Source organism: Rhizobium sp. NPDC090279 (assembly GCF_044769665.1).
Lineage (GTDB): Bacteria > Pseudomonadota > Alphaproteobacteria > Rhizobiales > Rhizobiaceae > Rhizobium.
Genome location: NZ_JBIVYI010000008.1, coordinates 379,318 through 394,146, shown reverse-complemented (window position 1 = coordinate 394,146; position 14,829 = coordinate 379,318). Strand labels below are relative to the sequence as shown.

General features: G+C 60.0%; 15 protein-coding genes and 1 riboswitch. Of the genes, 8 read left to right on the top strand and 7 right to left on the bottom strand.

Features of this window, described 5'->3' with window-relative positions; genetic code table 11:
* Window positions 1–33: 33 nt before the first annotated feature.
* The 4 genes from ACIQWP_RS21800 to ACIQWP_RS21785 all read left to right on the top strand — a co-directional run bounded on the left by ACIQWP_RS21800 (window position 34) and on the right by ACIQWP_RS21785 (window position 3,230).
* A complete protein-coding gene (locus ACIQWP_RS21800) occupies window positions 34–807 on the top strand; it encodes a transporter substrate-binding domain-containing protein (RefSeq protein WP_402791992.1) in 774 nt (257 codons plus the stop codon).
* A 12-nt stretch (window positions 808–819) separates the two neighbouring features.
* Window positions 820–1,545 carry an ABC transporter permease gene (locus ACIQWP_RS21795; RefSeq protein WP_402791989.1) on the top strand — a complete coding sequence of 242 codons (726 nt, stop codon included), beginning with the start codon at window positions 820–822 and terminating at the stop codon, window positions 1,543–1,545.
* Between the two features lie 11 nt (window positions 1,546–1,556).
* Window positions 1,557–2,246: an ABC transporter permease gene (locus tag ACIQWP_RS21790; protein WP_402791986.1), complete on the top strand. Its 690-nt coding sequence runs from the start codon at window positions 1,557–1,559 to the stop codon at window positions 2,244–2,246.
* A 63-nt stretch (window positions 2,247–2,309) separates the two neighbouring features.
* Window positions 2,310–3,230 carry a homocysteine S-methyltransferase family protein gene (locus ACIQWP_RS21785; protein WP_402791983.1) on the top strand — a complete coding sequence of 307 codons (921 nt, stop codon included), beginning with the start codon at window positions 2,310–2,312 and terminating at the stop codon, window positions 3,228–3,230.
* 48 nt (window positions 3,231–3,278) lie between these two features.
* Here the strand turns inward: ACIQWP_RS21785 and ribB are convergent, their stop codons facing one another.
* From ribB to ACIQWP_RS21750, 7 genes are all read right to left on the bottom strand, one after another.
* A complete protein-coding gene (ribB, locus tag ACIQWP_RS21780) occupies window positions 3,279–3,905 on the bottom strand; it encodes a 3,4-dihydroxy-2-butanone-4-phosphate synthase (RefSeq protein ID WP_402791980.1) in 627 nt (208 codons plus the stop codon).
* Window positions 3,906–4,017: 112 nt separating this feature from the next.
* Window positions 4,018–4,164: riboswitch (FMN riboswitch) on the bottom strand.
* Between the two features lie 100 nt (window positions 4,165–4,264).
* Entirely contained in the window at window positions 4,265–5,047 is a 783-nt protein-coding gene (locus ACIQWP_RS21775) for an SDR family oxidoreductase (protein WP_402791977.1), read from the bottom strand.
* A 76-nt stretch (window positions 5,048–5,123) separates the two neighbouring features.
* Window positions 5,124–5,861, bottom strand: coding sequence for a triose-phosphate isomerase (gene tpiA, locus ACIQWP_RS21770; RefSeq protein WP_402791974.1), 738 nt, complete (start codon window positions 5,859–5,861; stop codon window positions 5,124–5,126).
* Between the two features lie 4 nt (window positions 5,862–5,865).
* Window positions 5,866–6,654, bottom strand: coding sequence for an SDR family oxidoreductase (locus ACIQWP_RS21765; RefSeq protein ID WP_402791971.1), 789 nt, complete (start codon window positions 6,652–6,654; stop codon window positions 5,866–5,868).
* 123 nt (window positions 6,655–6,777) lie between these two features.
* A complete protein-coding gene (locus tag ACIQWP_RS21760; RefSeq protein WP_402791967.1) occupies window positions 6,778–8,256 on the bottom strand; it encodes a sugar ABC transporter ATP-binding protein in 1,479 nt (492 codons plus the stop codon).
* A 28-nt stretch (window positions 8,257–8,284) separates the two neighbouring features.
* Entirely contained in the window at window positions 8,285–9,214 is a 930-nt protein-coding gene (locus tag ACIQWP_RS21755) for a sugar ABC transporter substrate-binding protein (RefSeq protein ID WP_402791964.1), read from the bottom strand.
* 118 nt (window positions 9,215–9,332) lie between these two features.
* Window positions 9,333–10,313, bottom strand: a complete 981-nt coding sequence (locus ACIQWP_RS21750; protein ID WP_402792096.1) for an ABC transporter permease — start codon at window positions 10,311–10,313, stop codon at window positions 9,333–9,335.
* 223 nt (window positions 10,314–10,536) lie between these two features.
* Between ACIQWP_RS21750 and ACIQWP_RS21745 the strand changes: the two genes are divergently transcribed.
* From ACIQWP_RS21745 to ACIQWP_RS21730, 4 genes are all read left to right on the top strand, one after another.
* Window positions 10,537–11,346 (top strand): transketolase, encoded by an 810-nt coding sequence (locus ACIQWP_RS21745; protein WP_402791961.1) that lies wholly within the window; start codon window positions 10,537–10,539, stop codon window positions 11,344–11,346.
* Window positions 11,346–12,290, top strand: coding sequence for a transketolase family protein (locus ACIQWP_RS21740; protein ID WP_402791958.1), 945 nt, complete (start codon window positions 11,346–11,348; stop codon window positions 12,288–12,290). The genes ACIQWP_RS21745 and ACIQWP_RS21740 overlap by 1 nt, the downstream gene beginning before the upstream one ends.
* Window positions 12,291–12,355: 65 nt before the next feature.
* Window positions 12,356–13,822, top strand: coding sequence for an FGGY family carbohydrate kinase (locus tag ACIQWP_RS21735; RefSeq protein WP_402791955.1), 1,467 nt, complete (start codon window positions 12,356–12,358; stop codon window positions 13,820–13,822).
* Between the two features lie 21 nt (window positions 13,823–13,843).
* Complete coding sequence (locus tag ACIQWP_RS21730; RefSeq protein WP_402791952.1) at window positions 13,844–14,797, top strand: sugar-binding transcriptional regulator; 954 nt, start codon at window positions 13,844–13,846, stop codon at window positions 14,795–14,797.
* Window positions 14,798–14,829: the final 32 nt, after the last annotated feature.

The following is a 14,829-nucleotide window of genomic DNA, read 5'->3' as shown; positions in this document are numbered from 1 at the left end:
TTCGCAGACAAAACCATTAGGAGAATCCCTTACATGAAACTGATTTCAACCTTAGTTGTCGGGCTTGCCCTTACGCTCTCTTCCATGACCGCTCATGCGGAAGTTCGCTTCGGCATCATGAACGAATCCTATCCGCCCTTCTTCGCCAAGGATGCTTCCGGCAAATGGCAGGGCTGGGAAATAGACATGATGAACGCGGTTTGCGATGAGATGAAGGAGAAATGCTCGATCGTCGAGCTTTCCTGGGACGGCCTCATCCCGGCACTTCAGAGCAAGAAGTTCGATGTGATCTGGTCATCGATGTCGAATACCGCCGAGCGCTCGAAAGTTATCGATTTCACCGACAAATATTACAATACGCCCAGCACGCTGATCGGCCCGAAGGACCAGAAGCCGGGCGCAACCGCCGACGATGTCAAGGGCAAGACCATCGGCATCCAGGTCTCGACCATCCAGTCGGAATATTACAAGAAGTATTTTGCCAAGGTCGCCGACGAGAAGACCTATCAGACGCTCGACGAGGCGTTTCAGGATCTTGCCGCCGGCCGCATCGACTATGTCTTTGGCGATTCCCTTGCTCTCGATGCTTTCCTGAAAAGCGATGGCGGCAAGGATTGCTGCGCCAAGATGGGCGATGTCGCCGACGACAAGGAAGTCCTCGGAGCTGGCGTTTCGGGTGGCCTTCGCAAGGAAGACACCGAACTCAAGGCAAAGCTCAACGCCGCGATCGCCGCGGTACGTGCCAGCGGCAAGTACGACGAAATCAGCAAGAAGTATTTCGATTTCGATATCTACGGCGCCAAGTAAACGATCGCGGCGATGGCGACCTCCCAACAAGGCATTCTGGATCTGCTCTCCCCCTATCCGCCCGGATGGGGTGGCGTGCTCCTGACTGGTGCCGTCTCCACGGTCGCCATCTCTGCGGGCGCTTTTCTGATAGGCCTTCTGCTTGGTACCGGCGGTGCGCTGGGCAAGCTTTCCGGCATCAGGCCGCTCCGCCTTCTGCTCGAGCTCTATACGACCGCCGTCCGCGCAGTCCCGGAGCTGATTCTGATTGTCGGGCTCTATTATGCGGGAGTGGATGGCCTCAATCGCCTCCTCGCCGTGCTCAATCTGCCCGCCTTCGAATTGAACGGCTTTGCGGTCGCGGTTGCCGTGCTCGGTTTCGTGCAGGGCGCCTATATGACTGAGGTGCTGCGCGGTGCGATCCTTGCAATCCCTGTCGGACAGATCGAGGCGGCAAAAGCTTTCGGCATGGGACCACGCCTGCGCTTCCGCCGCATCATCCTGCCTGCGCTATTGCCGAATGCCTTGCCGGGCCTTGCCAATCTGTGGATGTCGGTGACGAAGGACAGCGCTCTCGTCGCGGTGGTCGGCTACCAGGAACTGGCCCTCGCCACGCGTCTCGCCGGTGCGAGCACCAAGCACTATTTCATCTTCTTCCTGGCATCCGCCCTCATCTATCTCGCTCTCACACTCGTCTCGAATGTCATATTCAATCTCGTCGAGCGGCGGGTGCGGCGCGGCCAACCGAAGCTTGCGTGAGGAGTGCTGGCATGACCTTCTCATGGATATCATCCTATTGGCCGCTTCTGTTGACGGGAGCCGTGCAAACGCTATCGCTGCTTGCGATCTCGGTCGTCTTCGGCTTCATCATCGCGATCGGCCTTGCCTTCGCTCAGGTCAGCGGCGGCCCTCTCGTGCGAATCCTCGCCCGTGGCTACTGCACCTTCTTCCGGGGCACGCCGCTGCTGATACAGCTCTGGCTGCTCTATTATGGCGTCGGCTCTCTTCTGCCAATGATCCCGGGAATCCGCCAGAGCCTGTTCTGGCCGATCCTGCGCGAAGGCTTCTTCTTCGCGGCTGTCAGCTTCACGCTGAACTACGCGGCCTACGAGGCGGAGGTTTTGCGCGGCGCATTGCTCGCCGTCCCGAAAGGCGAGCTGGAAGCCGGCCGCGCATTCGGCATGCGTCCCTTCACGCTGACGCGGCGCATCTGGCTGCCGCGCGCCATTCGCATTGCATTGCCGACGATCGGCGGCGAAATCGTCATGCAGCTGAAGGCGACACCGCTCGCCTTCACGGTGACGGTAATGGATCTCTATGCCGTTGCCACCAAGGTTCGCCAGGACACGCTGCTCGTCTACGAACCGCTGATCGTCGTTACCGTTTTCTATCTCATTCTTACAGCCATCATCGCGCGAAGTTTCCGCTTTCTGGAAGCTCAGGTGCCGGTGCGGCGTTAACCCACGGCGCGAGGGAGAGATGAAACCTCTCCGCAGATCCGAGCCATTCTGGAGATTCCATCCATGAACAAACTGTTGGTCCTTGATGGCGGCATGAGCCGCGAACTGTTGCGTCTCGGCGCAGAATTGAAGCAGCCGGAATGGTCGGCGCTGGCGCTCGTCAATTCGCCCGAGATCGTCCGGCAGGTCCATGACGAATTCATCGCCGCCGGCTCGGACGTCGTTACAACGAACAGCTATGCGCTCGTCCCTTTCCACATTGGCGAGGAGCGGTTCTGGAAGGAAGGAGCCGACCTCATCGCCCTTTCCGGACGGCTGGCGCGCAACGCCGCGGACGCCTGCAAGGATCGAAAAATCCTAGTCGCCGGTTCACTGCCCCCGATCTTCGGGTCCTACGAGCCGCAGAATTTCGATCCGTCAAAGGTACAGGATTATCTCAAGGTCCTGGTCGAAAACCTTGATCCCTATGTCGATGTCTGGCTCGGCGAAACCCTCAGCCTGATCGCAGAAGGAGAGGCAGTTCGGACTGCAGTCGCTGAAACCGGCAAGCCGTTCTGGATCTCCTTCACGCTCGCGGATGACGCCGCGCAAAGGGATGGCGCCTCTCCCAAGCTTCGATCCGGCGAAGCCGTCGAGGATGCGGCTCGGTGGGCGGCGGCGTCCGACGCTGACGCGCTTCTTTTCAACTGCAGCAAACCGGAAGTCATGCGAAAGGCCATCGATGCTGCTGCGGAGATTTTCAAGCAAGCCGGCAACAATCTGCAGATCGGCGTCTATGCCAATGCCTTCGAGGGAGAACAAGGCGAGTCCGCTGCCAACGAGGGCCTTCACGCGACCCGAGAGGATCTGAACGACGATGCCTATTCACGTTTCGCCTGTTCATGGGTCGACGCTGGCGCGACGATGGTCGGCGGCTGCTGCGGAATTGGCGCCGGACATATTCACCGGTTGAAGAAGGCTCTCCTGAGTTCTCAAGGGGCGTAGGAGAGCCTTGCCATAAGCATTCACCCGCGAGCCGGTATCCGAAAGCGATCAGGCAGCCTTGAAGGGAGCGCTCGCAGCCCTGTAGGCGATGAGATCCTCGATCGTAACAAGATGGAGGCCATGCCGCTCGGCGAAAACTTCGAGCTCCGGAAGACGAGCCATCGTGCCGTCGTCATTTGCCACTTCGCAGATGACGCCGGCCGGCGAAAGGCCGGCAAGCCTTGCAAGATCCACGGCTGCTTCCGTATGGCCCGGGCGCGACAGAACGCCGTTTGGATGCGCGCGAAGCGGGAAGATATGACCGGGCCGGGCAAATTCCTCCGGACGCGATCCGTCTCTGACGAGGGCACGAACGGTCGCCGCTCTGTCGGCGGCAGATATTCCGGTCGTGGTTTCCGGAATATAGTCGACCGAAACGGTAAACGCGGTCTTCAGGACTTCGGTGTTGCGCGGCACCATCAGCGGAATATCGAGTTCGTCGAGCCTCTCGCCCTCCATCGGAACGCAGATGAGACCGCGGGCATGGTTCATCATGAAAGCGATTGCCTGCGGCGTGACCGCTTCCGCAGCAATCACCAGATCGCCTTCGTTTTCGCGGTCGCGATCATCTACGACAATGATGATCTCTCCCCGCGCAATCGCGGCGATCGCATCTTCAATTCTCGAAATTGTCATTTTCCTGCCTTTCAAGGGTTGCCGCTTAAAACGGCGTGCGTGGCCGGTCAAAGCCACCATTTTCCCTTGGGCGAACAAGCATGCGAACGCCACGATGAAGCAGCGTCTCCTGCGTTGCTCTCTTCCATCCGGACTATGACCGTCGGCTCCGGCATCTCACCGGATCTGCTGACCCTTCCGAAAACCGGAAGGCGCTCGCGGGCTCGAGGAAGCTCCCCATACCGCCGGTGGGGAATTACACCCCGCCCTGAGAACATGTAAAAGATAAGAGATCAATGCCTCGTTCCGCAAGAGGCATTGATCACCGAATTGTCGGGAATCCGATCCGCCCGATGAACGCACCGTTTCCCATTGTCGAACTACGACATGATCAGGCCGCCATCGACATTGATCGTCTGCCCAGTGATATAGGCCGCATCGTCGCTGGCAAGAAAAGTGACGAGACCTGCAACGTCTTCGCCCGACCCGGCCCGCTTCATCGGAATGCCTTCGACCCATTCCTTCATGAGCTCGCCGGGACCGTAATTGCCGAGCAGCTTGCCCCATGCTTGGTCGTTGTAGGCCCACATGTCGGTTTCGATGATGCCGGGACAAAAGGCGTTTACGGTAATGCCCTCGGTCGCGACTTCCTTTGCCAAGCTCTGGGTTATGCCGACGACACCCATCTTCGATGCCGCGTAGTGCGGCGTGTAGATGAAGCCGTCGCGCGCCTGGCCGGAGGCTGTATTGATGACGCGGCCGCCACGGCCATGCTTGCGCATGCGGGCGATCGCCTCCTGGGCGCAGAGGAAAACGCCTTTGGTATTGACGGCCATGACCTTGTCCCATTCACCCTCGGTCATGTCCTCGACGCGGGCAATGGTGATGATGCCGGCATTCTGGATGGAAACACCGACGGCGCCGAAAGCCGTCTCGGCCGCCTCGTAAAGACCCTTCACACTGGCCTTGTCGGTCACGTCGCCGACGAAGGAAATAGCCTTTCCGCCGTCACCCCTAATCGCGTCAGCGATCGCATGGACGGAATCCTCATTGGCCGAGACCACGAGATTGCCGCCCTCGCGCGCGAACCGCCTGGCGATCGCCGCGCCAATGCCGCGGCTCGCGCCGGTGATGACGACGGTCTTGTTTTCGAAGCGTTGCATTTTCTATTCCTTTCGCGGTGACAGCCACGCCAGACGTCGACTCCAGGGCCGATCGCGATGTCTGTTGCTGGCGACTTCAAACGGCAGCCGAAATAATCCCGGCAAACTCCGATGCATTCAGGGATGCGCCTCCGACCAAGGCGCCGTCGACGTTGGAAACGCCGAAGATTGCCTTTGCATTCGACGCCTTGACCGAACCGCCGTAGAGAATCCTGACATCATGCCCCTCTTCTCCCAGCCGCGTCTCTAGCATCCGCCGGATGGACGAATGCACCTCTTCGATCTGCTCAAGGGTCGGAACCAATCCGGTTCCGATCGCCCATACCGGTTCATAGGCGATCGCCATGTTCGCATTGGTCGCTGTGTCGGGAATTGATCCCTCAAGCTGGGCACGAACGACTTCGATCGCGCGTCCCTCGTCCCGTTCTTCGCGCGTCTCGCCAACGCAAATAATGCTCGTCAATCCCGCCTTGTGGACTGCGATAGCCTTCCCCGCGACTGCGGCATCCATTTCCCTGTAGGCGGTGCGGCGTTCGGAATGTCCCAAGATCACAAAGCGAGCGCCGATTTCAGCGAGCATCTCGGCGGAAACGTCTCCGGTGTAGGCACCCGCGTTCTGCGCATGGCAATCCTGCGCGCCGACGGCAATCGCCGAACTCGCTGCACATTCGGCCGCCTTTTCCACCAGCGTAAAGGGGGGGCAGACGACGATGTCGCACGCCGCCTCACCCGCTATTCCCTTCAGCGCCTCGATCTCTGCCAAGGAGGACGCGAGACCGTTCATTTTCCAGTTACCTGCAATCAGTTTCTTCATCGCATCACCAGCAGCAGAAGCCGCCGTCGACGAGCAGGTCGACGCCCGTCACGAAGCTCGCGGCATTCGACAGCAGGAAGACGGCGGGACCGACCATCTCATCGACACTTGCCATGCGCTGCATCGGTGTCTGCTCCTCGAACAGCCTAGTCTGATGAACCATTTCCGGACGCGTATTCATCGGCGTCGCGGTATATCCCGGCGATATGGTGTTGACGCGGATACCGCGGCCGACCCATTCCATCGCGAGCGACTTCGACATGTGGATCACGCCGGCCTTGGAAGCGTTGTAATGGGCCTGGTTCAGGCCGCGATTGACGATGACGCCGGACATGGAGGCGATGTTGACGATCGATCCACGACCGTTTTTCAGCATGGCGCGCGCTTCCGCCTGGCACGACAGGAAAACACCCTTCAGATTGATGTCCATCAATGTCTGGTACTGGTCTTCCTCCATCTCCTCGGCAGGATTGGCGTTGGCGATACCGGCGGCATTGACGGCAAGCGTCAGTGCGCCGAGTTCCGCTTCGGTACGGGCAACTGCCTCCCCGAGAGAGGACTTGCTGGTGACATCGGCCGCAATCTGGATGGAGCGGCGACCGGCCGCCTTGATGTGCGAAGCCGTGTTCGCCAAACCGTCGTCGGAGCGACGGTCAAGAAGTGCGACATCGGCGCCGCATTGGGCAAGGCCGATTGCGATACGCTGCCCGATCCCGCTTCCGGCTCCAGTCACGAGCGCGACCTGTCCTTTGAGATCGAAAAGTTTCGGGGCGTTCAGAGTGATGTCGGACAACGCTCTTCCTTTCTGTTTGCCTGGAGCGTTTCCGCTTTTCTTCGAATCGCGAAAATGCCCTATGTTGTTGTTTCTTTACGCATTCCGGGCGGAAAACCGATGCGCGCTTTTCCCGGAAATGCTCTAGATTGTCGCAAGTTCCATGACCGAGACGTCGTTCGCCTCGTCACGATTGAGAATGCCCGCCTGCTTGCCCTGGGCAAGCACGAGAATACGGTTGGAGACGCCAAGAACCTCCTCGAGGTCGGAGCTGACGACAATGACCGCCACCCCCTGCTTGGCGAGATTGACGATGATGTCATAGATGCCTGCTCTGGCGCCGACATCGATACCTCGGGTCGGCTCATCGAGGACGACGACCTTGGGATCACGCATCAGCCATTTTGCGATGACGACCTTCTGCTGGTTGCCGCCCGACAGGTCGGACGCATATTGCTCGGCACGGCCCTTGACGCCGAACTTCGCCACCGCCTTCTCCGCAAAGGCACGCTTCATGCGCGATGTGATCCATCGCCCGCCGAGCTTGTCGAGATTGGCGTAGATGATGTTCTCGCTGATGCGATGACCGACGACGAGGCCCTGTTCCTTGCGATCCTCCGGCACCATCACGATGCCCTTGGCAATCGCATCCGCGGGATCGCGAAGCTTAAGCTCTTCGCCCTCGAGCCTTATCGAGCCGGCGCTAATCGGATCTGCCCCGGAAATGGCACGCACGAGTTCCGTGCGGCCGGCACCGACCAGCCCGGCGATGCCGAGAATCTCACCAGCCCGAACGTCGAACGTCACATCTCGGAAGGAACCATCAGGCGAGGTCAGTCCATCGATCTGCAGGACAGGGCGATCCGTCGGCTCTGGAAGGGCCGGGAACATTCGGTCCAGCGAGCGGCCGACCATGCTCTCGACGATCGTGCGAACGGGTGTCGCGCTGTCGGCAAATTCCTGGACGCGTTCTCCGTCGCGCAAGACGACGATGCGATCGGTGATCTGCTTGATCTCTTCCATGCGATGGGAAATGTAGACAATGCCGACGCCTTCGGAGCGGAGTTTTCTTACCTGTTCGAACAGCGCCTCCGTTTCCGCGCCGCCAAGAGCGGCGGTCGGCTCGTCGAGGATCAGCAGCTTGGCATTGAGCGCCAATGCCTTGGCGATTTCGATGAGCTGCTGGTTGGCCGTCGACAGGCCGGCGACCTTTCGCGTCGCCGGTATATGCAGGTTGAGGCGCGCAAGCTGCTCCTGCGCGCGCCGGATCATCTGGGGACGATCGACAGCCCCGTTCTTCATTGGCCACCGCCCGATAAAGACATTTTCGGCGATCGAAAGATGCGGCAGGAGCTGCAATTCCTGATGGATCAGGACGACACCCTTATCGATCGCCTCGCGTGGAGTGGCTGGGGCATAGGGCTGCCCCAGCCATGTCATTGTTCCCTCGGAGGGCGTGCGTGATCCGGCGATAATGCCCGACAATGTCGACTTGCCAGCCCCGTTTTCACCGAGAAGCGCGACGACTTCACCCGGATAGACATCAAGGCCGACATTCTTCAGCACCTGAAGCGGTCCGTAGCGTTTGGATATGCCCCTTAAGGAAAGAACGGGCTCAGTCACGGCACACCTCCTCAAGATTTCGGTACGATTACGGATGGTTGGCGATGAAGCCGGCCACGTTTTCCTTGGTCGTCAGCGTGGCGTCCATGAGCTGCACGGCAGGCACCTTCTCACCGGCAACGAGCTTGACGGCATTGGCGACCGCATCGCGGCCCATCTTCTGCGTCTGCTGTGTCGCGGTGACGTCGAACACACCCTTGCTCAGTGCCTCCAGAGCGGCGGTGTCCCCATCGAAGCCGCCGACGATGATCTTCTGTGAGGGATTTGCGACCTTGATTGCCTGGGCGGCGCCAAGCGCGAGCGCATCGGCCTGGGCAAACACGATCGACACGTCCGGATTGGCCTGCAGCATGTTCTGCATGATCTGGAAGCCCTCGTCCTGGGCCCACATGTTGGAATATTGCTCGGCAACCACCTTCACGCCGGGATTTGCCTTCAGCGATTCCGCGCAACCCTTGCTGCGGTCGACTTCAGGCGTCGTGCCCTTCTGACCATGGATGATGACCATCTTACCCTTGCCGCCGGCTTCCTTGAGGATGTAGTCGCAAACGGCCTTGGCGGATGCAACGGAATCGGTCGCGAGGAAGGTGTCGCCGGGGGCGCCTTCAGCGTTGCGGTCAACGTTGACGACCGGAACGCCAGCATTCTTGGCGAGCTTGACGGGAACGCTCGCGGCAGCCGCACCGGCGGGGATGTAGATCAAGGCATCGATATTCTGGGTCAGCAGATCCTGGATCTGGTTGACCTGCGTCGGGCCATCGCCCTTGGCATCCACGGTCACCACCTGGATGCCACGCTTCTTGGCCTCATCCTCGACGGACTGCTTGATCTGGTTGAAGAAGTTTGCCTGCAGGTTTGCGACGGCCAGGCCGATCTTCTTGGTGTCTTTTGCCTGAACGGAACCCAATGACATTGCCAACACGGCGGCTGAAGCCAAAAGAATGCGCGCAAATTTCATTTCATTTCCTCCTTTTTTGCAATGAACCCTTGGGTAAGTCCTCCCCCTCGGGCAAATGATCCGCTCCAAACTTCTCGGAGAGGAAATCGCTGGGGTCCGCAGGGCGCGGACCCGAATGTCAGGCGCGGCGCCGGCGGATCGTTTCCGCACCGACCGCAAGCACGATGACGATGCCGATGATGACCTGCTGCAGAAATGGCGAGACATTGAGCAGATTGAGGCCGTTGCGCAGGACACCGATGATCAGAACACCGATGAGTGTGCCGCCGATACCGCCGGAGCCACCGGAAAGCGAAGTCCCGCCGATGACGACGGCCGCGATCGTGTCGAGTTCATATCCAAAGCCGCTGGATGGCTGGACGGAGTCAAGACGCGCCGCCAGCACGATGCCGGCCAGACCGGCAAGCACGGCACTTGCGACATAGACGGCAATCGTCACGAGCTGGACATTGATGCCGGCGAGACGCGCAACTTCCGGATTGCCGCCGACGGCATAGAGCATGCGCCCCTCGGAGCGGAAGTGAAGGAACACCCAGGCCACTGCGACGACCGCGAGCATCAGAAAGACCGTTGCCGTCAGCACGCCGAAATGACGGTCAATCGCAAGCATCATGAACCAGTCGGGAAACCCGACGATCTGCTGGCCGTCAGTAATCATGTTCGCGACGCCGCGTGCGGCCGACATCATCGCCAGCGTCGCGATAAAGGCCGGAACCCTGAAAAGGGTAACCAGAAGGCCGACGATCAGCCCGCTGACCGCGGACGCGACGAGCGCCACGGCGATCCCCGCAACAAGCGGCAGGCCGGCAATATTTGCCGTCCAGCCCATGACCATCATGGCGAGCGCAAGCACTGAACCGACCGAAAGATCAATGCCGCCGATCAGGATGACGAAAGTCATGCCCACGGCCATGATACCAAGTACGGTGATCTGGTCGAGGATGTTAAGGCCGTTGCGGAGCGAGAGAAACGCATCGGTGCTGAGGCTCAGGAAAACGCAAAGAGCGAGCAATCCAACGAGCGGTCCGGTAGCGCCGGTAAGCTTTCTTAGCCATGTCACGGACGGACGGCTCTGTTCATTGACGTCGATCGCCACCATCATTCCTCCCAGGGCTCTGAGGCCAGCGGCCATGCCCGGCTGCTAAATCTTCAAACTAGAATATTTATTCACATATGCTGGAAAATTCATTACCAACTCGGTTTGGCGCTGTCAACTGTGTCATTTCGACCTGATTGAACGACAACCTGCCCGCCGGGGCTTGACTAACTGCCTTCTTGTGCAAAAATATAAACAACTGAATATTTATTCACATGAGGAAAAGATGGAGCCTTCCGAACTTGAACGCGTTGCCCGCCAGATACGCCTGCGAGACCTCCAGGCGGTCTACGAAGCAGGTGCGGGACATATTGGCGGCGAGATGTCCGTGATCGATCTCCTGACCGCGCTGTACTTCCGCGTGCTGCGCATCTGGCCGAACCAGCCGAAGCATCCCGACCGAGACAGGTTCGTGCTTTCGAAGGGTCATACGGCATGCGCGCTCTATGTCACGCTCGCCAAGCGCGGCTTCATTCCGGAAGAGGAAGTCTCGACGTTCCTGAAGCCGCATTCGCGGCTCAATGGCCACCCCAATTGCAACAAGGTGCCAGGCGTCGAAACCAACACTGGTCCTCTCGGCCACGGCCTGCCGGTTGCGGTCGGCATGGCCAAGGCGGCGAAACTATCAGGCGCTGGCTACCATACCTATGTCGTCACCGGCGACGGCGAGATGCAGGAGGGCTCCAACTGGGAGGCGATCATGGCAGCAGCGCAGTTCCAGTTGGACAATCTGACCCTCATCGTCGACCACAACCGTTTCCAGCAAGGCGCAGCACTTTCGGATACGAACGACATCGCCCCGCTTCGCCCGAAGCTCGAAGCTTTTGGTTGGGACGTCAGCGAAATCGACGGCAACAATATGCATGAGGTCGTCCCGGCGCTCGAGCATCGAACCGACCGCCCGCATTGCATCGTGGCCCACACCAACAAGGGACACGGAATCTCTTTCATGCAAGACCGTGTCGACTGGCACCACAAGGTTCCGAGCAAGGAACAATACGAAGTCGCATTGGCGGAACTGTCGGAGACACTCTAATGAACGCACCCAAGCTCCATGACTGCCGAGACGCCTTCGCATTGACGCTCGAACGCCTTGCCGCAGCAAATCAAAAGATCGTAGCTGTCTGCAACGATTCGGTCGGATCTTCGAAGCTCGGCGGCTTCAAGTCCAAGTTTCCCGATCGCCTGGTCAATGTCGGCATCGCCGAGCAGAACATGGTCGGCGTCGGTGCGGGCCTCGCCAATGGCGGGCGCCTCCCCTATGTCTGCGGCGCCTCGCCGTTCCTGACGGGCAGATCGCTCGAGCAGATCAAGGCTGACATTTCCTACTCGAATGCCAACGTCAAGCTCGTCGGCATTTCCTCCGGAATGGCCTATGGCGAACTCGGCCCGACGCATCATTCGATCGAGGACTTCGCCTGGACACGGGTTCTTCCCAACCTGCCGGTGATCGCTCCCTGCGATCGGATCGAAACTGCCGCCGCCGTCGAGTGGGCCGCCGCCTATGACGGCCCCTGCTTCCTGCGCCTGTCGCGCGTGGGCGTCCCCGATCTCCTCCCGGAAAATCACAGGTTTGAACTTGGCAGGGCAAACCTGCTTCGAGAAGGCTCCGACGTCACGCTGATCGCAAACGGCACGCTGACCCACCGCATGATGAAGGCGGCCGATATTCTGTCGGGACGTGGAATACGGGCCAGGGTCCTCAACATGGCGACGGTTCGCCCGATCGACGAAGACGCCATCATCGCCGCTGCCACCGAAACCGGCGCCATCGTCACGGCTGAAGAGCATTCGATCTTCGGCGGCCTTGGCTCCGCCGTCGCCGAAGTGGTCGTCGACAGTGCTCCTGTGCCCATGAAGCGTCTTGGCGTTCCCGGTGTCTACGCGCCGACGGGTTCTGCCGAATTCCTACTCGATGAGTTCGGCATGGCACCAACGGCAATCGCCGATGCCGCCGTGGCGCTGATCAAGCGCAAATAATCTGATAGCAGCTCTTTTGAGCCGGGGCGCGCATCCGCCCCGGCAATTTGTTTGAGGAGACGAAGATGCGGGCAATTCTGGCGATAGATCAGGGCACCACCAATTCAAAGGCGGTCCTTGTTTCTGAAACAGGAGACGTCCTCGCAAGAGGCTCTGCCGCTGTCGGCATCTCCTATCCGCAGCCGGCTTGGGTCGAGCAAGATCCACGCCGGATCTTTGCCTCCGTCTGCGAAGCAATCGAGGTTTGCCTTCATAAGGTAGCCGACGTCACCATCGAGGCGGTTGCAGTCTCGAATCAGCGAGAATCCGTCACCGTCTGGGATGCCGAGACCGGCGAAGCGCTTGGCCCGGTGTTGAGCTGGCAATGCCGTCGCACAGCACCCGATTGCGAGCGCTTGATCGCCAAGGGCCATCTGCCGCGCGTCGAAGCACTGACCGGCCTGCCTCTGGACCCGATGTTCCCAGGTCCCAAGTTCCGCTGGCTGCTCGATCGGGTACCCGTGGGGCGCCGTGTTCGTCTCGGTACAATCGACAGCTGGCTCATTCACTGCCTGACGGGCGGCAACCGCCATGTCTGCGATGCTTCCAATGCCGCTCGCAGCCAGCTGTTCAACCTGCAGGCGCAGGTCTGGAGCGAGGAGCTCGGACAAATTTTCGATGTCGATATCGATCTGTTGCCGCAGGTACTCGACAGCTCGGCCGATTTCGGCGCGACGCGCGGCATTCCCGGCATTCCCGACGGCACGCCGATCCGCGCCGCCATCGGCGACAGCCACGCAGCCCTCTTCGGCCATGGCGCCTTCAAACCCGGCGACGGCAAGGTAACCTTCGGAACAGGATCTTCCGTCATGACGACGCTGCCGCGCTTCATCGCGCCACGCAACGGCATCACCACGACCGTCGCCTGGCGCATTGCCGGCGTTCCGACCTTTGCCTTCGAAGGCAATATTCTTGTTTCGGCCGCAAGCCTTCCCTGGATGGCAGAAATACTCGGCCTTGCCGATGTTGCGGCACTCGTCGATCTCGCGGCAACCGCCGAACCGGGTGGGCCGGGCTTCGTACCGGCCTTTGTCGGCCTTGGCGCGCCATACTGGAATTCCGACGCGCGCGCCCTTTTTGCCCAGATCAACTTCTCCACGACGCGGGCCCAGATGGCCCGCTCGGTAACGGATTCGATTGCCTGCCAGGTCCATGACGTGATTGCCGCGATGCGCGCCCAAAGCGGCGGCGAGCTCGGTGCTCTCTATGTCGATGGCGGCCCGAGCCAGAACCTCTTTCTGATGCAATGCGTATCAAACCTCATCCAGCATGCCGTTATCCAGTGCCAGGCGCCCGAGGCCTCGGCGCTGGGTGCCGCTTATCTTGCCGGGCTTTCGCTCGGCCTGTGGGAAGATCTTGATAGGATCGCGGCGCTACCGCGCAGCGCAAAAGTGATCTCTGCCGAGCCTACCGACCGGAGCGGATTGCTGAATGCATGGAATGATGCACTCGCCCGCTCGACGTCGCGGCCAACACCGGTTAAGTGTGAATAAAAATTCAAGCCGGAATTGCTCATGTCTCGCCTCAACGAACTCCGCCTGATTTCGAGAGTGGCCCAGATGTATCACATTGAGGGGCGGCGCCAGGCGGAGATCGCACAACACCTGCGACTGTCACAAGCGACAGTCTCGCGTATGCTGAAACGGGCTGAAGCGGAAGATATAGTTCGCACGAGCGTCATCCCGCCCGTTGGCACTTACAGCGAACTCGAAGGCGCACTCCGGCAAAAGTTCGATCTTCCCGAAGCGGTCGTCGTAGAATGCACGGAGGATCGCGACGGCGCGATCATGGCCCGCATTGGTGAAGCGGCGGCGCATCTCCTGGAAGTTACTCTGTCGCCCGGAGAAATCATCGGCGTATCAAGCTGGAGCCAGACTATCTTCAAGATGGTTGAAAACATCCACCCGCAAAAGAGCGCACAGGTAAAATATGTCGTCCAGACCCTCGGCGGCATGGGCGACCCCTCGGTCCAGACGCACGCCACGCAATTGACGACCCGGCTTGCGCGGCTCACCGGCGCCGAACCAAAACTCCTGCCTGTCCAGGGCGTCACGTCATCGAGAGAAGCAAAGCTCCTGATGCAGGCAGATCCCTTCGTTCGTGAGACCATGGACCTCTTTGGCAGCATTTCGCTTGCCATTGTCGGGATTGGCGGCGTCGAGCCTTCCGAATTGCTGGCACGATCGGGCAATATCTTCTCATCGCGCGAGCTTGCCGACCTGGCGGAGGCCGGCGCGGTCGGAGACATCTCGCTCCGGTTCTTTGACAAGGACGGCAGGTTGGTGAAGACCCCGCTCGACGATCGTGTCATCGGCTTGCCGATCGAAGATCTGGAGCGGGTCGATCGGGTTATCGCACTCGCCGGTGGCGCAAAGAAAACCGCGGCGATCGCCGGCGCGTTGAGAATCGGTGTTATCGATATGCTCGTCACGGACAAATTCAGCGCCGAACGCCTGATCGATTATTGACGCCTGTCGGGTGCAACAACCGACCGCGAGCA